This window comes from Pantoea sp. USHLN298 (genome assembly GCF_037149395.1).
Classification (GTDB): Bacteria; Pseudomonadota; Gammaproteobacteria; order Enterobacterales; family Enterobacteriaceae; genus Pantoea; species Pantoea astica.
Window position 1 is genome coordinate 127,477 of record NZ_JBBCRO010000004.1, and the last position, 19,866, is coordinate 147,342.

A 19,866-nucleotide genomic window follows, 5' to 3' on the forward strand; every position below is an offset into this window, starting at 1 on the left:
TGCCTGTCGCCTGGAGATCACTAAAGAAAACAGCATGATCCCCTTTCACAAAAATTAAAACTCTTTTTTCAACCAACTATTGATGCGCTTGAACCAGTTGCCTACAGAGACCCGTTTTTCGGTCTCGGCATCGCCGTTCATGTGCGACTCTTTGCCGTAATGCAACAGTCCCACCGCGGTGGAGTAGTATGACTCCTGCGCATAGTCAGTTAAGCCGGTAATATTCAGCGGTTGTCCAATGCGCACCTGCGTATGGAATACGCGTTGCGCACAGGCCGCCAGTCCTTCAATTTGGGCCGCACCGCCGGTCAGGACTATGCCCGCGGCCAGGTGGTGCTTCACGCCCTGCTGACGCAGTTGTTCCTGTAACTGCAGAATCTCGTCATTGACCAGATTCAAAAGCTCGGTATAACGCGGCTCAATCACTTCAGCCAGCGTCTGACGTTGCAGGCTGCGCGGTGGACGTCCACCGACGCTCGGCACCTCAACGTTCTCATCTTTACCGACAATCGATCCCAGCGCGCAACCGTGACGCACTTTGATCGCTTCTGCATCGGTCGGCGGTGTGCCGAAGGCATAGGCGATGTCGCTGGTGACCACGTTGCCTGCATAAGGAATAACCTTAGTGTGCCGTAAAGCGCCGCCGGTATATACGGCAATGTCCATTGTACCGCCACCGATGTCGACAACACAGACACCCAGCTCACGTTCGTCTTCGGTCAGGACCGCAAAACTGGACGCCAGGCCGGCAAAAATCAGTTGGTCAACTTTCAGGCCACAACGTTCAACGGCTTTTACAATATTTTTCGCCATATCGTTGTGGCAGGTGATCAGGTGCACTTTTGCCTGCATGCGCACGCCGGACAGTCCGACCGGGTTTTTGATCCCTTCCTGATAATCGATGGCGTATTCCTGAGGAATAACATGCAGGATGCGATGCTCGTCACGCACACGCACCGACTTAGCGGTATGCACTACGTTCTCCACATCATCCTGAGTCACTTCCTCTTCGGAAATCGGAACCATCCCGATTTCGTTCTGACAACTAATATGTTTGCCCGATAACGCAAGGTAGACGGAGGAAATCTGGCAGTCCGCCATCAGCTCAGCCTGATCGATGGCGCGCTGAACGCATTTCACCACCGACTCAAGGTCATTCACGCCACCTTTATCCATACCGCGGGACGGGCAGCTGCCCACCCCAATAATGTTGACCATACCATCGGGCAGAATTTCCCCAACCAGGGCGGCAACCTTCGCGGTGCCAATTTCGAGTCCAACTACCAGTTTTCTGTCCGTTGCCTTGATCATTGTTGTTTAGCCTGTGCCTGGTTCTGTTGCTGATTACTGTCCTGTGGCTCCATCACGACCGGCGTCCAGCCAACAGAGGCGCCCGAGTCGTATCGTAAATCCACGTAGCTGATACGTTTGCTCTCGTTCTGACCTTGCTGTTGCAGCACCGGGTAGAGCTCAATAAAGCGGTTCAGGCGCTTCATGGTGTCGCTGCGCCCCAGTTCAATGCGTACATCGTCGCTGGTGACCAGCTGCCATGAACGCCGGGCCGTCATCGACGCGACCTTCAGGGTAAACTTTCTCGCCTTCAGGACATCGTCCATGCTGTGAAAACCCGCCAGCACCTCTTTCTCGCTGCCTTCCGGCCCATACAGCATCGGCAGAGTCTCCTTGCCGATATGGTTGGCCGGCACGCTGAAGGAGACGCCATCCGCGTCTACCATGTGCAGATCGTTCCAGCGCGCCACCGGCGTATACTCCACCAGATGTATCTTCAGTTCGTCCGGCCACTGTTTACGCACGCTGACCTGCTTGATCCACGGCAGCCGCTCAATCTGCTGCTGCAGAATATCCACATCCTGCGACATAAAGGTGCCCGGCGCGCCAAGTGACAAAATCGCCTGGCGGATGTCATCGTGGGTGGTGTAATGGGTTTGTCCCGTCACCACCAGTTTCGACAACGGCAGCCGCGATGCATCGTTCATCCACTTCAGCACCACCAGCCCGCCAGAAATCATAATCCCGATTACGATCAGCAAAAAAACGATGCCGAACAGTCGGGCTCCGTTACTGCGCCCGGAGCGTATACGCTCCTGCGGTTCACGGTTTCGAACTCTCATCGCCGCCTGTGACATATCAGTCGGCCAACTCCAGAATATGGGCAACCAGCTGCGCGAAGCTCATTCCGGCCTGTTTCGCTGCCATCGGCACCAGGCTGTGGCTGGTCATTCCCGGTGAGGTATTAGCTTCCAGCAACTGGAAGTTGCCTGCACCGTCGGCCATCACATCCACCCTGCCCCAGCCGCGACAACCCAGCGCATGCCAGGCTGCCAGCACCAGCTGCTGCAATTCCGCTTCACGCGCCGGGCTCAGATCGGCCGGACAGACGTACTGAGTATCGTCAGAAATATATTTTGCTTCATAGTCATAGAACTCGCTGGCGCTCTTTATTTCAATCGACGGCAGAATGCGATCGCCGACAATCGCCACCGTGTACTCCGCACCGCTGAGAAACGCTTCAACCAGCACGTTATCGTCGTGTTGAAACGCCGTCGCCAGCGCGTCAGGCAAATCACTCAGTGTGTTGACCCGGCTGATCCCGACGCTGGAGCCTTCACAGGCGGGCTTGACGAATAAGGGCAGACCCAGCGCCGCGATGGCGGTATCGGTCGCGGTATCCAGTCCGGCATCGAACTGCTTGCGCGTGAGCCAGACAAACTGACCCGACGGCAAGCCGCGTCCCTGCCACAGCAGTTTGGTGCGGAGCTTGTCCATGGTCACTGCGGATGCCATCACGCCGCTGCCGGTATAGGGCAGTTGCAGGAACTCCAGCACCGCCTGCAGCGTGCCATCTTCACCGCCGCGGCCATGCAGGGCGATAAAGGCTTTGGTAAAGCCCAGCTCTTTAAGTGTCAGCACTGACACGTCGCGGGTGTCGACGGCGTGCGCATCAATACCGCTTTCACGCAGTCCGGCCAGTACAGCCTGACCCGACATCAGTGAAACCTCGCGCTCGGCGGATGAACCGCCCATCAATACGGCGACTTTGTCAGCCATGACGGTCCTCCGCTTTGCGTTCCGGCTGCAGTTTGCAGTCCGCCAGCTTGCGGGCGACCTTGCCGACGTTGCCGGCACCCTGCACCAGAATCAGATCGTTGCCAGAGAGCAGTGGCGCCAGCATTTCCGGCAGTGCGTCATGTTCCGGCACCAGAATCGGATCCACTTTGCCGCGATTGCGAACCGCGCGGCACAGCGAGCGGCTGTCCGCGCCTGGAATCGCCGTTTCACCCGCCGAATAGACATCCAGCATCAGCAGCACATCGACCTGCGACAGCACGTTCGCGAAGTCATCAAACAGATCGCGGGTACGGGTGTAGCGATGTGGCTGAAACACCATCACCAGCTTTTTATCCGGCCAGCCGGCGCGCGCCGCTTTGATCGTTGCGTCCACTTCGGTCGGATGATGGCCATAGTCGTCAACCAGCATCGCACTGCCAGTCTGACCGTTAACCGGTTCTGTCGGAAATTCACCCAGCAGATCAAACCGGCGACCGGTGCCCTGGAAACTCTCCAGCGCAGCCAGAATTGCGTTGTCCTCAATGCCCTCTTCGCTGGCTACGGCCACTGCTGCCGCCGCGTTCAGCGCGTTATGACGACCCGGCGCATTCAGGGTTATCTGCAGCAGCGGTTTGTCCTGACGCACCAGGGTAAAGTGCCCCTGCGAGCCGCGCTGATGGTAATTTTCAATGCGGAAGTCGGCGTCATCGCTGAAACCGTAAGTGGTAATTTGACGCCCCACTCGCGGGATCAGGTCGCGGATCACCACATCATCCACACACATCACGGCACGGCCGTAAAACGGCAGGTTGTGCAGGAAGTTAATAAACGTCTGCTTCAGATTCTCGAAGTCACCCTGATAGGTATCCATATGGTCGGCTTCGATGTTGGTGACAATCGCCACCATCGGCTGCAGATGCAGGAACGACGCATCGCTCTCATCCGCTTCCGCAATCAGATAACGGCTGCTGCCCAGACGTGCATGAGTGCCTGCGGCTTTTACCAGGCCGCCGTTAACAAAGGTCGGATCGAGGCCGCCCTCTGCATAAATACTCGATACCATCGCCGTGGTAGTGGTTTTGCCGTGGGTGCCGGCAACGGCAATGCCATGACGGAAACGCATCAGCTCGGCCAGCATTTCGGCCCGGCGGATCACCGGGATACGCTGCTCGCGCGCCGCCACCAGCTCAGGGTTGTCCTGCGCAACGGCGCTGGAGACCACCACCACACTGGCGTCGGTGACATTTTCAGGGCGATGGTTGAAATAAATGGTGGCACCCAGCGCAATCAGGTTCTGGGTCACCGGGTTAGGGGCCAGATCTGAACCACTGATATGGTAGCCTTCATTTGCTAACACTTCGGCAATACCGCCCATGCCTGCACCGCCGATGCCGACAAAGTGGATGTGCCGGACGCGACGCATCTCGGGCACGATAGTTCGCAGTTTTGCCAATTGTTGTGTATTCATCGCTCTCAATTACCTGCTCTTTCAGTTTGTGCTCAACCCGAGCACGGGTCAGACGCGCTGACCGGAATGATTACTTTGCGGCGCGAGCCACTTCCTGCGCGACCCGATCGGTCGCATCGGGAATCGCAACCTGACGGGCCTGTTCAGCCATCGTCAGTAACGTCGGGCGATCCCAGTGGCGCAGCAGATCCGCAACCGCCTCCGCCGTAAACTGCGGCTGCTCAAAAATTCGGGCCGCGCCGGCTTTTTCCAGCGGCAGCGCGTTCCAGTACTGCTGGCGATCTTTGTGCTGAAACGGCACGAAAATCGCGGGTAATCCTGCGGCGGCGACTTCGCTCACCGTTAAGGCACCGGAGCGACAGACCACCACATCAGCCCAGGCATAGGCGGCGGCCATATCATCAATAAACTCGGTGACCTTGTGCTGGGGCTGACCCGCCTGCTGATAGGCTTTTTCCACCACCTGCAAGCCGCCCTTACCGGTCTGGTGCCACAGCGTGATCGCCTCGCCCAGCTCCGCAGCAACCTGCGGCAGTGTCTGGTTGAGTACCCGCGCGCCCTGACTGCCGCCAATCACCAGTACCCGGATCGGACCCGTGCGACCGGCCAGACGCTCAGCCGGCAGCGGCAGAGCCAGCACATCGGTACGCACCGGATTGCCGACCACATCAGCTCGGGGAAAGGCACCGGGAAACGCCTGCAGCACTTTGGTGGCGATCTTCGCCAGCCACTTGTTGGTCAGGCCGGCAATGCCGTTCTGCTCATGCAGCACCACCGGGATGCCACAGCTCCAGGCCGCTAAACCGCCGGGTCCGGAAACATAGCCGCCCATTCCTAACACCACATCCGGTTGCCAGGCTTTCATGATGCGTCGCGCCTGACGCCAGGCGTTAAAGATGCGCAGCGGGGCCAGCAGTAACGCCTTAAAGCCTTTGCCACGCAGTCCGCTGATGCGGATAAAATCGATGTCGATGCCGTGCTTTGGCACTAAATCCGCTTCCATACGGTCGGCGGTGCCTAACCAGCGGACCTGCCAGCCCTGTTCCATCAGATGATGGGCGACAGCCAGACCGGGAAAGACATGCCCACCGGTTCCGCCCGCCATCACCATCAATCGCTTACTGCTCATCGACCACCTCGGGTAAACGCCTGTGCTTTTGCCAGTCGCGTTTCATAATCTATGCGTAACAAAAAGACGATGGCGGTCGACATGATAATCAGACTCGACCCGCCATAACTGATCAGTGGCAGCGTCAGACCTTTGGTCGGTAACATACCGGCTGCCGCGCCGACGTTGACCAGCGCCTGGAAGCTAAACCAGACACCGATTGAACAGGCCAGAAAGCCGGAAAAACGCTGATCAAGCTCCAGGGCACGGCGGCCAATCGACATCGCACGAAAAGCGACGAAGAATACCATTAACAGCGCCATAACCACACCGATGTAGCCGAGTTCTTCACCGATAATCGAGAAAATAAAGTCGGTGTGTGCCTCCGGCAGATATTCCAGTTTCTGCACCGAGTTACCCAGCCCCTGGCCCCAGAATTCACCGCGACCAAACGCCATCAGCGACTGAGTCAGCTGGTAGCCGCTGCCAAACGGATCTTCCCACGGGTTCCAGAAGGAGGTGACGCGGCGCATACGGTACGGTTCCGCGATGATCAACAGCACCACAGCAAAGATGCCGGAGCCGATAATCGCCAGGAACTGCCACAGCTTGGCCCCCGCCAGGAACAGCATCGCCAGTGTGGTCACGAACAGCACCACCACGGTACCGAGGTCCGGCTGCGCCAGCAGCAGCACTGCCAGCACCACCATCACGCCCATCGGCTTACAGAAGCCCCAGAAGTTGTTACGCACCTCTTCCACTTTGCGCACCAGATAGCTGGCGAGATAGCAGAACAGGGTTAACTTGGAGAGTTCTGCTGGCTGAATACGCAGCGGTCCGAGCGCGATCCAGCGCGACGCGCCGTTAACCGAGCTACCCACTACCAGTACAATCAGCAGCATCGCCACCGAGGCCATCAGCATGACGTTGCTGTAGCGCTGCCAGAAATCCATCGGCACCCGCAGCGTCACCAGCGCCATGCCGATTGCCAGCGCGATATAAAACGCATCACGCTTAGCGAAGTAAAACGGATCGTCATTAAGACGCTGACCCACCGGCATTGAGGCGGAAGTCACCATCACAAAACCAATTACCGCCAGGCCGAGCGTCAGCCACAGCAGCGTGCGGTCATACAGTACCAGCGAGGTGTCATCGCTTTCGCGCGCCCCCATCACCCAATCCTGCAGGCGGCCTGAGAAGAAACGCGCCAGTCCGGCGCCAGGAATACGCATCAGCTCAGCTCCTTCACCAGTTGCGCGAACTGTTCGCCACGCTGCTCAAAATTACGGAACTGATCGAGACTGGCGCAGGCCGGTGACAACAGCACCATGTCGCCTGACTTCACCTGCGGGGCGATCTGCTCCATCGCCTCACGCAGCGTTTCGGTGCGTACGGCAATCTCCGGACGCAGCGCGGCCAGCGCATCGCCATCACGGCCAAAGCAGTAGATCCGCAGATTATCGCCCTGCAGATAAGGCGCCAGCGGGGAGAAATCGGCTGATTTGCCGTCGCCGCCCAGCAGCAGCCATAAGGTGCCGCTGACCTGCAGGCCATTCAGCGCGGCTTCAGTGCTGCCGACATTGGTGGCTTTGGAGTCATTGATCCAGCGCACGCCCTGATGTTCATGTACCAGCTGGAAGCGATGCGCCAGACCGTTGAAGCTGGTGAGCGCCGCCAGGCTGGAGGCGCGTGGCAGGCCGACCGCATCGGCCAGCGCCAGTGCAGCCAGCGCATTGGTATAGTTGTGTTGCCCCACCAGCTTCATTTCAGCGGTGTTCAGCACCTTCTCGCCCTTCACCCGCAGCCAGACGCTGCCCTGCTGCTTGTTGAGGTGATAGTCACCAAAGTCGATACCAAAGCTGATGCAGCGCGCATCCGCGCCACGAACCGGCATGGTCAGGGCATCATCGGCATTGACCACACAGACCTGCGCATTTTCATAGATGCGCAGCTTGGCGGCGCGATACTGCTGCATACCGAGCGGATAGCGATCCATGTGATCTTCGGTGACGTTAAGCACGGTCGCCGCCGCCGCTTTCAGGCTGTGGGTAGTCTCAAGCTGGAAGCTGGAGAGCTCCAGCACATAGAGTTGCGCCGGCGATTGCAGCAGGCTCAGCGCCGGCAGACCAATATTCCCGCCTACGCCCACCTGCCAGCCAGCGGCTTTCGCCATCTCGCCGACCAGCGTGGTGACGGTGCTTTTGCCGTTGGAGCCGGTAATCGCCACAATCGGTGCCTGCGCTTCACGGCAGAACAGCTCGATATCACCGACGATTTCAATCCCGGCGTCGACCGCCTCGCTGAGAATCGGATGCGCCAGCGCGACGCCCGGGCTGGCGACAATCAGGTCAGCATCCAGCAGCCAGTCAGCATTAATGCCGCCCAGATGGCGTTCCACCTGCGCTGGTAATTTCTCCAGCCCCGGCGGCGACACACGGGTGTCCATCACGCGAGGCGTTACGCCCTGCGCTAAAAAGAAATCAACACAGGAGAGACCGGTGAGGCCTAACCCGATGATGACGACTTTTCTACCCCGATAGTCAGCCATGATTAACGCACCTTCAGCGTGGCCAGGCCAATCAGCACCAGCATTAGCGAAATAATCCAGAAGCGCACAATGACGCGCGGTTCCGGCCAGCCCTTCAGTTCATAGTGGTGATGGATCGGCGCCATGCGGAAAATACGCTGGCCGCGCAACTTAAACGATCCCACCTGCAGGATCACCGACAGCGTTTCAACCACAAATACGCCGCCCATGATCACCAGTAAAAACTCCTGACGCAGCAACACCGCAATGGTGCCCAGCGCGCCGCCTAACGCCAGCGATCCCACATCGCCCATAAAGACCTGGGCTGGATAGGTGTTGAACCACAGGAACCCCAGCCCTGCCCCGACGATGGCGGTACAGACGATCACCAGCTCACCGGCATGACGCAGATAAGGAATGTGCAGGTACTCAGCAAACTTCACGTTACCGGTTGCCCAGGCGACCAGCGCGAAGCCCGCCGCGACAAATACCGTCGGCATAATCGCCAGCCCATCAAGGCCATCGGTGAGATTGACGGCGTTGCCGGTACCGACAATCACAAAGTAGGCCAGCACCACATAGAACAGACCAAGCTGCGGCATGATGTCTTTGAAAAACGGCACCACCAGCTGCGTGGCGGGCGTATCTTTTCCCGCCACATAAAGCGCAAACGCAACGCCCAGCGAAATCACCGACATCCAGAAATATTTCCAGCGGGCGATCAGGCCTTTGGTGTCTTTGCGCACCACCTTGCGGTAGTCGTCAACAAAACCGATGATGCCGAATCCGATCAGAACCACCAGCACGCACCAGACATACGGGTTAGACGGGTAAGCCCACATCAGCACCGAGATGGTAATAGAGGTGAGGATCATGATGCCGCCCATGGTCGGCGTACCGCGCTTACTGAAGTGCGATTCCGGGCCATCGTTACGCACCACCTGGCCAATCTGCAATTTTTGCAGCCAGGCAATCAGGCGCGGTCCCATCCACAGCGAGATAAATAACGCGGTCAGCAGGCTGACAATGGCGCGAAACGTCAGATAGGAAAAGACGTTAAAGCCGGAATAAAAAGCGACCAGATGCTCGGCCAGCCAAACTAACATGTTCCTTTCTCCTGTAAGCTCTGTACTACCTGCTCCATGGCGGCACTACGCGAACCCTTAATCAAGACAGTCATTTCTTTGTGTTCGGACAACAGCTGACGCAAACGTTCAGTCAGCGCAGTTTTATCGCTGAAATGTTCACCAGCACCACTGCTCTCGCTGATCAATTGACTCACGCTACCCACGCTCAGTACCCGATCGATACCCACGGCACGCGCCGCCAGTCCGACTTCACGGTGACACTGCTCGCTCTCATCACCCAGTTCCGCCATATCGCCGGTCACCATCACCCGGTAACCCGGCATTTCTGACAACACCTGGGCCGCGGCGGTCATCGATCCGACGTTGGCGTTATAGCTGTCATCCAGCAGCAGCTGGTGCGCATTTAAGCGTATCGGGAATAAACGCCCCGGTACCGACTGCAAGGTTTTCAGACCCTGCTGGACCGCGCTCAGCGGCGCATCAACCGACAGCGCCAGGGCCGCGGCGGCCAGCGCGTTGGCAATGTTATGCCGTCCCGGTAGCGGCAGCGTAATCGCCACTTCACCGCGCGGCGTGACCATCACAAAATGGGTGCCATCCTGCGCAATGGTGATGTCGCGGGCAGCGAAGTCACATCCCGCCGCGTCAGGCGAGAAGCGCCAGACCGTCTGGCCCTGCAGATGTGCCTGCCAGTTCGGCCAGTCGTTGCTATCCGCGTTGAGGATTGCCGTGCCGTTGGCGGGCAAGCCCATAAAAATCTCGCCTTTAGCTTTGGCGACACCGGCCAGCGAACCAAAGCCTTCCAGATGCGCCGCCGCCAGGTTATTCACCAGCGCACTTTCCGGCCGCACCAGATCGGTGGTGTAGGCGATTTCGCCCTGATGATTGGCACCCAGCTCAATCACCGCATACTCATGGTCTGTCGTCAGACGCAGCAGCGTCATCGGAACACCAAAATCGTTATTCAGGTTACCGGCGGTATAGAGCGTTTCACCACACTGACGCAGGATCGACGCGGTCATCTCTTTAACCGAGGTTTTACCGGATGAACCGGTCAGTGCCACCACGCGGGCGGTCGACTGCTGACGAACCCAGGCCGCCAGCTTGCCAAAACCGAGTCGGGTGTCGGCAACCACCACCTGAGGGACCGCGACGGGTAAATGCTTACTCACCAGCAATGCCTGCGCGCCGTTAGCAATCGCGTCGCCGACGAAGTCATGGGCATCGAAACGCTCACCCACAATCGCGATAAACAGGCTGCCCGCCGTCACCTTGCGGGTGTCGGTGGTGACGTCAGTTACGGTTAAATCACTGCCATACAGCGTGCCGCCGGTGATTTCCGCGAGCGTATGTAAGGAGACCGGAATCATGCCGCGCCTCCCAGCAGCGCCGCTACCGTGGCGCGATCGGAGTAGTCCAGCCGGCGATTGCCGATGATCTGGTAATCTTCGTGACCTTTACCCGCCACCAGCACAATATCTTCCGGCTTCGCCTGCATAATGGTGCTGGTGACCGCCTGCGCGCGGCCCGCAACGACGCGGGCACGGCCTGGGTCCAGCAAGCCGGTCAGAATGTCCTGCACAATTGCCTGCGGATCTTCACTGCGTGGATTGTCGTCGGTGATCACCACCCGATCGGCGAACTGCTCAGCGATGGCCCCCATCAATGGACGTTTGCCTTTGTCGCGATCGCCGCCGCAGCCAAACAGGCACCACAGCTGACCTTTGCAGTGCAGCCGTGCCGCTTCCAGCACTTTTTCCAGCGCATCCGGCGTATGGGCATAATCCACCACCACCGTTGGTTTGCCGGCAGCGCTGAACACTTCCATCCGGCCATTGACCGGCTGTAACTGCGGTGCGGTGTTGATCAGCGCATCAAGCGGATAGTCGAGCGCCAGCAGCGTCGCCAGCGCCAGCAGTAAATTGCTGACGTTGAACGCGCCCATCAGACGGCTGTCGATTTCGCCTTCGCCCCAGCTGGAGCTGAAACGGATATGCGCGCCGTTATCGTGATACTGCACCGCGTCGGCTTTCAGCCAGCGACCGTGACAGCCAGGCTGTAAATTATTTTCCATCGTTACGGCGACCGCATCAGGCAGATTTGCCAGCCAGCGACGGCCGACTTCATCATCGGCGTTCAGAATCGCCTGTCCGACCTGATGCTCAGAGAACAGCAGCCATTTAGCGGACTCATAACGCTGCATATCACCGTGGTAATCGAGGTGATCGCGGCTGAGATTGGTAAACACAGCGGCTGCAAACGGCAGCGCCGCCACACGATGCTGCACCAGCCCGTGCGACGAGACCTCCATCGCAGTCAGCGTAGCCCCCTGTTCTGCCAGATCGTGCAGCAGATGCTGCACATCGACCGCCGAGCCGGTGGTGTTTTCAGCCGGGATAAGCTGACCGATCAATCCGTTACCTACTGTTCCCATGACCGCACTGGTTTCGCCCAGCAGGCTGGCCCACTGCGCCAGCAGCTGGGTAGTAGTGGTTTTACCGTTGGTGCCGGTGACGCCAATCAGCGTCTGTTTTTCACCCGGCTGCTGGTAAAAACGGCCAGCCAGTGCCGAAAGACGCTGATGCAGCTGCGTCAGATAGATAACCGGTACGCCGTGCATTTCACGGATTTCGCCGTCGGCCGCCTCTCCTTCCGCTTCCGCGATCACGGCGGCTACGCCCTGTGCAATCGCCTGCGGAATGAAACGGCGTCCATCGGCCTGATGGCCTGCAACAGCGACAAACAGATCGCCGGATGCCGCAATACGGCTATCCAGTGTCATGTCACGCAGTGGACGCGCCGGCGCGCCTGGCACCCAGGGGCTGAGTAAGTCGCGCAGGTTACGATCTGTCACTTGATTCCTCACTTCTGTTAGTCACCAACTCGTTCTTGTCATTGGTCGGTAACGCATCCGGCTCGATGTTCATGGTGCGTAATACGCCGCCCATGATGGCACCAAACACCGGCGCAGAGACCGCACCACCGTAATACTTGCCGGCCTGGGGATCGTTGATCACCACCACCAGCGCGAATCGAGGATGACTGGCAGGCGCGACACCTGCGGTATAAGCAATGTATTTATTGACGTAGCGTCCATCCGGCCCGACCTTTTTCGCCGTACCGGTTTTGATCGCGATGCGATAGCCTTTAATCGCCGCTTTAACACCACCGCCACCGGGCAGCGCCACGCTTTCCATCATATGCATCACGGTTTTAACCAGTGACTCATCGAAAACGCGTTGTCCCGCGACCGGCGGATCGACTTTGGTAATCGACAGCGGGCGATTAATGCCATAGCTGCCAATGGTTGCGTAGACTCGCGCTAACTGTAACGGCGTTACCATTAGCCCGTAGCCGAAAGAGAAGGTGGCCCTCTCTATGTCAGACCACCGTTGTTTTTGAGGGTATAAGCCACTGCTTTCCCCGACCAGCCCCAAATTGGTCGGTTTGCCCAGTCCAAAGCGCGCGTAAGTATCTACCAGCGCTGAGGATGGCATCGCTAACGCCAGACGTGAAACCCCGACGTTACTCGACTTCTGTAAGACCCCTGTCAGGGTCAGTTCGCTGTAGCGCGCCACATCTTTGATCTCATGACCATTAATGCGGTACGGCACGGTATTCAGTACGCTGTTCTCTTTCACCACGCCGCGTTGCAGTGCGGTCATTACCACCATGGGCTTGACGGTAGAGCCAGGTTCAAAGATGTCGGTGATGGCGCGGTTACGCATCAGATCTTTTGGCGTGTTGCTGAGGTTGTTCGGGTTGTACGCCGGGCTGTTGGCCATCGCCAGCACTTCACCGGTATTCACATCGACCAGCACTGCCGTGCCCGATTCCGCTTTGTTAAAGGCCACCGCGTTGTTCAGTTCGCGATAGACCAGCGCCTGCAAGCGCTCATCAATACTCAGCGTCAGGTTATGCGCGGCGCGACTGTCGACCGAGGAGATATCTTCAATCACCCGGCCAAAACGATCTTTACGCACCGTACGTTCGCCCGGTGCGCCGGTCAGCCACTTATCGAAACTTTTCTCAACGCCTTCAATGCCCTGACCGTCGATGTTGGTAAAACCAATCAGATGGGACGTGACCTGTCCGGCCGGATAGTAGCGACGCGACTCTTCGCGCAGATGGATACCGGGCAGCTTGAGTTTTTTGACATATTCGCCAATAGCCGGATTGACCTGGCGCGCCAGATAGACAAAGCGGCCTTTCGGGTTAGCATTTACTCGAGCGGCCAGCTGGTCGAGAGGAATGGAGAGCGCATCTGACAGCGCCTTCCAGCGGCTGTCCAGCGTCACGCCACCCCCGGCATGAAGTTCTTTAGGATCGGCCCAGATGGCGTTAACCGGCACGCTCACCGCCAGCGGACGGCCAGCGCGATCGCTGATCATGCCGCGCGAGGTCGGCACCGCCTGCACGCGCAGCGAGCGCAGATCGCCCTCTTTCACCAGCTTGTCAGGGTTAATAACCTGCAGCCAGGCCACACGCGACAGTAAGCCTCCCAGCGCCAGCAAAATACAGCCGCACAGCAACGCAAAACGCCAGCTTACAAAGCTGGCTTTATCTTCCGGTTTCTTCAACTTCAGCGTTCTGCCTGCGCCGCTCATTCGCTATCTGAGGTCCTTATTTCTGCACCACAATATTTTCTTGTGAAGGATCAACGTGCTGCAATTGCAGCTTCTCGGTTGCGATTCGTTCAACACGGCTGTGATCGCCCAGCGCGTTCTCTTCCAGGATCAGGTTGCGCCACTCGATATCAAGCGCATCACGCTCCAGCACCAGTTGCTCACGCTGTGCGGTCAGCAACCGCGTTTTATGCGTGGTGGTGACCACCAGTACCGCAGAAACCAGCACGGCGATCAGCAGCAGAAACGGGATCTTGCCTTTTCGCAGTAGATCCCCGCCAATTACGGCGGGCAGGCTGTGGCGCTCATTACCGATCATGCGTCGGTCTTCTCCGCAATACGTAATACCGAACTGCGCGCGCGTGGGTTCTCAGCGACTTCCGCGTCGCCCGGCGACAGTTTGCCCAGCAACTTCAGTTCACGTCCGCCCAGCGCACGTAACTGCTGTTCGGTCATGGGTAATCCGGCTGGCACTTGCGGTCCGCGGCTCTGATCGCGCATAAAGCGCTTCACCAGCCGATCTTCCAGCGAGTGGAAGCTGATCACCGACAGCCGCCCCTGCGGCGCCAGTACCTCAACCGCGCCTTTCAGCGCAATGTCGATCTCTTCCAGTTCACTGTTGATCCAGATGCGAATCGCCTGGAAACTGCGCGTCGCCGGATGTTTGAACTTATCTTTGATCGGCGTAGCGGCGGCGATCACCTCTGCCAGTTCTCTGGTCCGGGTCATCGGCTGCTCGCGGTTGCGCTCGACAATGGCGCGGGCGATACGTTTAGCAAAACGTTCTTCACCGTAGGTCTTCAGCACGAAAGCGATGTCCGCTTCTTCGGCGTGGAGCAACCATTCCGCGGCAGAATGGCCGCGCGTCGGGTCCATCCGCATATCCAGCGGTCCATCGCGCATAAAGGAAAAGCCGCGTTCGGCATCATCCAGTTGCGGCGATGAGACGCCCAGATCGAGCAAAATGCCGTCAATTTTACCGACTAATTCACGCTCAGAAACGTACTCTGCCAGCGCGGAAAAAGGACCATGAATAATTGAGAAACGCGGGTCGGTGATCTCAGCGGCCGCGGCAATAGCTTGCGGGTCACGATCGATAGCGATCAGCTTCCCCTCCGCGCCAAGGTGCGAAAGAATTAAGCGCGAGTGACCGCCACGACCAAACGTGCCGTCGATGTAGATGCCGTCTTCCCTGATGTTGAGGCCGTTAACCGCCTCATCTAACAGCACGGTGGTATGTTTAAAATTTTCCTGCATAGCTATAGCGACAAGTCCTGCAACCGCTCAGATAAAGGTTCCTGAGCCGACTGTTCTGCGTCAATATCTTCCCTGACTTGTTGATACCAGGTCTGTTCATCCCACAGTTCAAACTTGTTGAACTGTCCAACCAGCATCACTTCTTTGGTTAATTTGGCGTGCTGACGAAGCGTATTCGCCAGCAACAAGCGGCCTGCATTGTCCATCTGACACTCACTGGCATGCCCCAACAACAGGCGCTGCACGCGGCGCTCAAGCGGGTTCATACTGGATAAGCGAGCAAGCTTTTTTTCAATGATTTCCCATTCGGGCAGGGTATAAAGCAACAGGCATGGCTGGTGGAGGTCGATGGTACAGACCATCTGCCCCTGCGACTCACCGTTCAGTAAATCGCGATATCGCATTGGTACAGCGAGCCGCCCTTTACTGTCGAGATTGACTAACGTTGCTCCACGGAACATGTCAGCCTTACCCCCTGGTTACCCATTTACGCCACTTTATCCCACTTTTTACCACGAAACGAGTTTAAGGACCCGATGAAATCCTTGTCAAGCCGGAGCGGCAGTTGAATATCACTCTTTACAGGCCGGAAAATTAGCCTCCGGTGTCGATATATTCAAAAAAGGGGGAAAAATAAAAATTAAACCGATGAATACCTGAATAAAAATAGCGGCGCGCAAAAAAATGGCTAAAAATGAAACAATGTAAAGCGCTAAATATTTATCGTGGTTTCTGAGACGGCGGCGGCATTTTAGGGGATTTCCGAAAGGAAGCCCAGCGGCTTCAGGCAAGACGGGGAAGAAGGTTTGTTGAAGATATAAACAAATAATATAAATAAAGCTTTTTGATTTGTTAGATTCAATGAGCAGAATTTACGCTTTTTTACCTCAAGTGATTTTTTTGTCGATGTCAGAACAGCAATTTAAAACGGTGGGCAGCAGTAATACTGCCCGTGACTCATTTAACTTTCCGGCTTAATTGTCCACGGCGGTATAAATTACGCCGGATGCGGGTTAAACCCGGTTTAGGTTTTCTCGGTTCGTCTAACGACGCTAAAACCAATTCCAGTACCCGCTCTGCCACATCCCGGTGACGCTGCCCGACCGCCAGTACCGGACACTCCAGAAAGTCCAGTAATTCGTGGTCGCCAAAAGTGGCAATAGCCAGCTCGGTGGGAAGCCGCCCGTCACGTTTCAGCGTGACATCCATTACGCCCTGCAGCAGACCAAACGAGGTGGTGAACAGCGCTTCAGGCATCGGGTGATCTTCAAGATACTGTTCGAACAGTGCGGCCGCTGCGCTGCGCTCAAAACTGTTGCAGTAGATGTAGTCAATCGGACGGGTATCCTCTTTCCACGCCTCGCGGAATCCCATCTCGCGCAGGAAACTGACCGAAAGCTCAGGCAATGCGCCGAGGAACAGCACATTCTTCACCTCAAGCTGCCGTAATTCCGCCGCCAGCATATAAGCGTCATCCTGATCGGCGCCCACCACGCTGGTGAAGTGCTCACGATCGAGCGCGCGGTCTAAGGCGATAATCGGTAGCGGATCGTTGATCCAGCGCTGGTAAAACGGATGCTCTGGCGGTAACGAAGTTGAGACGATAATCGCATCAACCTGCCGCTGGAGCAGATGTTCAATGCAGCGCATCTCATTATCAGGCTGGTCTTCCGAACAGGCGATCAGCAGCTGATAGCCACGCTGGCGTGCCTGACGTTCAAGATAATTTGCGATGCGGGTATAACTGGTATTCTCAAGATCGGGAATAACTAAGCCAATGGATCGCGTACGCCCGGCACGCAGGCCAGCCGCCACCGCGTTAGGGTGGTAATTGTGCTCACGCACCACCGCCATCACTTTCTCAACGGTTTTGTCGCTGACACGATACTGCCGCGCTTTGCCATTAATGACATAACTGGCCGTGGTGCGCGACACGCCTGCCAGGCGCGCAATTTCATCCAGTTTCACGATAACCCTCAATCAAGGCCGCTCGAACGACAAAAATAGCCGCAGTTAAGCTATGGACAACTCATGGTTATCATCTAACAGCAGAAAAGTGCGCGGAGCAACCGCTTTTCTGAATGTAACCCGCCTGGCGCATAAAAAATAAAAAAACCCGGCATTTCGCCGGGTTAGAGACATCCTGAGTGATGACGTAGCGTGATTAACGCATGATGCGATCGCCGCGTGACACGCCGACGATACCGGAGCGTGCGACTTCAACAATTTCCGCCACGTCACGCACCGTCGCCAGGAAAGCGTCCAGTTTGTCACTGGTGCCCGCCAGCTGAACCGTGTACAGCGTTGGCGTCACGTCGATGATCTGACCCCGGAAGATCTCCGCGTTGCGCTTTACCTCTTCCCGGCCGTAGCCACTGGCCTGAATCTTCACCAGCATGATCTCGCGTTCAACGTAAGCGCCCTGCCCCAGCTCGGTGACGCGCAGCACGTCTACCAGCTTGTGCAGTTGCTTCTCAATCTGCTCCAGCACCTTCTGATCGCCGACCGTCTGAATGGTCATCCGCGACAGGGTCGGATCGTCGGTTGGCGCAACGGTCAGACTTTCGATGTTATATCCGCGCTGTGAGAACAGGCCGACGACGCGGGATAATGCGCCGGATTCGTTCTCCAGCAGAACCGATAAAATGCGACGCATAGTTATGTCCTCTCCGTTTTGCTTAACCACATCTCATCCATGCTGCCACCGCGAATCTGCATCGGGTAAACGTGCTCGCTGCCGTCGACGGTGACATCCACAAACACCAGACGGCCCTGCGCCAGCGTTTCCAGCGCCAGCGCCAGCTTCTCTTCCAGCTCAGCCGGATGCTCAATGGCGATCCCCACATGGCCGTAGGCTTCAGCCAGACGGACAAAATCGGGCAGCGACTCCATATAAGACTGGGAGTGACGGCCAGAATAGATCATATCCTGCCACTGCTTCACCATGCCAAGGAAACGGTTGTTGAGGTTCAGCACCAGCACTGGCAGATTGTACTGCAGCGCGGTGGAGAGCTCCTGAATGTTCATCTGGATACTGCCGTCACCGGTGACACAAATAACGGTTTCATCCGGCAATGCCATTTTCACACCCAGCGCCGCCGGCAGGCCAAAGCCCATGGTGCCGAGGCCACCGGAGTTGATCCAGCGGCGTGGCTTATCAAACTGGTAGTAGAGCGCTGCGAACATCTGATGCTGACCAACGTCAGAGGTGACATAGGCGTCCCCTTTGGTCAGGCGGCAGATGGTTTCGATGACCGCCTGCGGCTTGATTTTCGCGCTGGTGCGATCAAACTCCAGGCAGTGACGACTGCGCCAGCCCTCTATCGACTGCCACCAGTCGCGCAGGCTATCGAGCGGCTGTTTGCTGTCGGTTTGAGCCAGTAACTCCAGCATCTGCTGCAGCACCTGGCGGGCATCACCCACGATGGGAATATCGGCCGCCACCGTTTTCGAAATGGAGGTCGGATCGATATCGATGTGCATCACCGTGGCATCCGGGCAATATTTTGCCAGGTTATTGGTGGTACGGTCATCAAAGCGCACCCCGACGCCAAAAATCAGGTCAGCGTTGTGCATCGTCATGTTGGCTTCGTAAGTGCCGTGCATCCCCAGCATCCCCACGCACTGACGATGAGTGCCAGGAAACGCACCCAGCCCCATCAGCGAGGTGGTCACCGGAATATTCAGGCTCTCCGCCAGCTGCAGCAGCTCCGCCTCACAGCCTGCGGTAATGGCACCCCCGCCGACATACATCACCGGTTTGTGCGCGGCCAGCAGCGTATTCAGTGCGCGCTTGATCTGCCCTTTATGCCCCTGAATCGTCGGGTTATAAGAGCGCATGCTTACTTCTTCCGGCCAGTGATAAGGCAGTTTGTTGGCCGGATTCAGAATGTCCTTCGGCAGATCGATCACCACCGGTCCCGGACGTCCCGTGGAGGCCAGCCAGAATGCTTTTTTCAGCACCGTCGGGATCTCTTCGGTGTTTTTCACCAGGAAACTGTGTTTCACCACCGGACGGGAGATGCCGACCATATCGCACTCCTGAAAGGCGTCATAGCCGATCAGCGACGACGGCACCTGGCCCGACAGAATCACCAGCGGGATTGAATCCATATAGGCGGTTGCGATACCGGTAATCGCATTGGTGGCGCCGGGTCCGGACGTCACCAGCACCACGCCGACTTCGCCGGTCGCGCGCGCCAGGCCATCAGCCATGTGCACCGCGCCCTGTTCATGGCGCACCAGAACGTGGTCGATACCTCCGACGGTTTGCAGCGCGTCGTAAATATCTAATACCGCGCCACCCGGATAACCGAATACCTGCTTAACGCCCTGATCGATTAACGAACGGACGACCATTTCGGCTCCTGACAACATCTCCATCTTCTGCCTCCAGGCGTGAGGACCGGGCTGCGCTAACGTGCCTTGCGCGTTACGTCACCCCGATACCTGCTTTGCCAATGTAAGATCAAAACCTTATGTTTATGCCCGCACGACGGAAACGCATTCCGCTGTCCGGATACAGAGAATTCTGTTGAGTTCATTGTTTTGAGAGTAGGTCGATTACCATAACCGCAGTTAACCTGGCAGGCAAACCGCAAACTCGCGCAAATTAAACCGTGCGAACGTAAAGGCTCTGCGCGATAAGAAAGGGCTACGCCGATTAAACTAATTACGCCGCAGAACCGCAGAGGAAAATGCTGGCGATGAAATTATTTTCAGCG

At 57.4% G+C, this 19,866-nt stretch carries 17 protein-coding genes; all 17 read right to left on the reverse strand.

Annotated features, from left to right (window positions below):
- Positions 1 to 54 precede the first annotated feature (54 nt).
- Positions 55 to 1,311: a cell division protein FtsA gene (gene ftsA, locus WFK59_RS11645; protein WP_003854739.1), complete on the reverse strand. Its 1,257-nt coding sequence runs from the start codon at positions 1,309 to 1,311 to the stop codon at positions 55 to 57.
- Positions 1,308 to 2,147 carry a cell division protein FtsQ gene (gene ftsQ / locus WFK59_RS11650; protein ID WP_336755851.1) on the reverse strand — a complete coding sequence of 280 codons (840 nt, stop codon included), beginning with the start codon at positions 2,145 to 2,147 and terminating at the stop codon, positions 1,308 to 1,310. The genes ftsA and ftsQ overlap by 4 nt, the downstream gene beginning before the upstream one ends.
- A 1-nt stretch (position 2,148) precedes the next feature.
- Positions 2,149 to 3,069, reverse strand: a complete 921-nt coding sequence (locus tag WFK59_RS11655; protein ID WP_336755852.1) for a D-alanine--D-alanine ligase — start codon at positions 3,067 to 3,069, stop codon at positions 2,149 to 2,151.
- The gene (gene murC / locus WFK59_RS11660) at positions 3,062 to 4,537 is read right to left on the reverse strand and encodes a UDP-N-acetylmuramate--L-alanine ligase (RefSeq protein ID WP_336755853.1); all 1,476 of its coding nucleotides are present in this window, start codon (positions 4,535 to 4,537) and stop codon (positions 3,062 to 3,064) included. Before murC ends, WFK59_RS11655 begins: the two co-directional genes overlap by 8 nt.
- Before the next feature lie 70 nt (positions 4,538 to 4,607).
- Complete coding sequence (murG, locus tag WFK59_RS11665; protein WP_336755854.1) at positions 4,608 to 5,666, reverse strand: undecaprenyldiphospho-muramoylpentapeptide beta-N-acetylglucosaminyltransferase; 1,059 nt, start codon at positions 5,664 to 5,666, stop codon at positions 4,608 to 4,610.
- The gene (gene ftsW, locus WFK59_RS11670; RefSeq protein ID WP_233985306.1) at positions 5,663 to 6,877 is read right to left on the reverse strand and encodes a cell division protein FtsW; all 1,215 of its coding nucleotides are present in this window, start codon (positions 6,875 to 6,877) and stop codon (positions 5,663 to 5,665) included. The genes murG and ftsW overlap by 4 nt, the downstream gene beginning before the upstream one ends.
- Positions 6,877 to 8,193, reverse strand: coding sequence for a UDP-N-acetylmuramoyl-L-alanine--D-glutamate ligase (gene murD / locus WFK59_RS11675; RefSeq protein ID WP_336755855.1), 1,317 nt, complete (start codon positions 8,191 to 8,193; stop codon positions 6,877 to 6,879). Before murD ends, ftsW begins: the two co-directional genes overlap by 1 nt.
- Before the next feature lie 2 nt (positions 8,194 to 8,195).
- On the reverse strand, positions 8,196 to 9,278 hold the full coding sequence (gene mraY / locus WFK59_RS11680) for a phospho-N-acetylmuramoyl-pentapeptide-transferase (protein ID WP_094119262.1): 1,083 nt from the start codon (positions 9,276 to 9,278) through the stop codon (positions 8,196 to 8,198).
- Positions 9,272 to 10,630, reverse strand: coding sequence for a UDP-N-acetylmuramoyl-tripeptide--D-alanyl-D-alanine ligase (gene murF, locus WFK59_RS11685; protein WP_336755856.1), 1,359 nt, complete (start codon positions 10,628 to 10,630; stop codon positions 9,272 to 9,274). The genes mraY and murF overlap by 7 nt, the downstream gene beginning before the upstream one ends.
- A complete protein-coding gene (gene murE, locus WFK59_RS11690; RefSeq protein WP_336755857.1) occupies positions 10,627 to 12,114 on the reverse strand; it encodes a UDP-N-acetylmuramoyl-L-alanyl-D-glutamate--2,6-diaminopimelate ligase in 1,488 nt (495 codons plus the stop codon). Before murE ends, murF begins: the two co-directional genes overlap by 4 nt.
- On the reverse strand, positions 12,101 to 13,867 hold the full coding sequence (locus WFK59_RS11695) for a peptidoglycan glycosyltransferase FtsI (RefSeq protein ID WP_094119259.1): 1,767 nt from the start codon (positions 13,865 to 13,867) through the stop codon (positions 12,101 to 12,103). Before WFK59_RS11695 ends, murE begins: the two co-directional genes overlap by 14 nt.
- A gap of 16 nt (positions 13,868 to 13,883) precedes the next feature.
- Positions 13,884 to 14,204, reverse strand: coding sequence for a cell division protein FtsL (gene ftsL, locus WFK59_RS11700; RefSeq protein WP_094119258.1), 321 nt, complete (start codon positions 14,202 to 14,204; stop codon positions 13,884 to 13,886).
- Entirely contained in the window at positions 14,201 to 15,142 is a 942-nt protein-coding gene (rsmH, locus tag WFK59_RS11705; protein ID WP_233985310.1) for a 16S rRNA (cytosine(1402)-N(4))-methyltransferase RsmH, read from the reverse strand. The genes ftsL and rsmH overlap by 4 nt, the downstream gene beginning before the upstream one ends.
- Before the next feature lie 2 nt (positions 15,143 to 15,144).
- A complete protein-coding gene (gene mraZ, locus WFK59_RS11710; protein WP_094119257.1) occupies positions 15,145 to 15,603 on the reverse strand; it encodes a division/cell wall cluster transcriptional repressor MraZ in 459 nt (152 codons plus the stop codon).
- A gap of 496 nt (positions 15,604 to 16,099) precedes the next feature.
- Entirely contained in the window at positions 16,100 to 17,110 is a 1,011-nt protein-coding gene (gene cra, locus WFK59_RS11715) for a catabolite repressor/activator (protein ID WP_233985311.1), read from the reverse strand.
- Between the two features lie 196 nt (positions 17,111 to 17,306).
- Positions 17,307 to 17,798: an acetolactate synthase small subunit gene (ilvN, locus tag WFK59_RS11720; RefSeq protein ID WP_233985312.1), complete on the reverse strand. Its 492-nt coding sequence runs from the start codon at positions 17,796 to 17,798 to the stop codon at positions 17,307 to 17,309.
- A 2-nt stretch (positions 17,799 to 17,800) separates the two neighbouring features.
- Positions 17,801 to 19,525: an acetolactate synthase 3 large subunit gene (ilvI, locus tag WFK59_RS11725; protein WP_233985313.1), complete on the reverse strand. Its 1,725-nt coding sequence runs from the start codon at positions 19,523 to 19,525 to the stop codon at positions 17,801 to 17,803.
- Positions 19,526 to 19,866 lie beyond the last annotated feature (341 nt).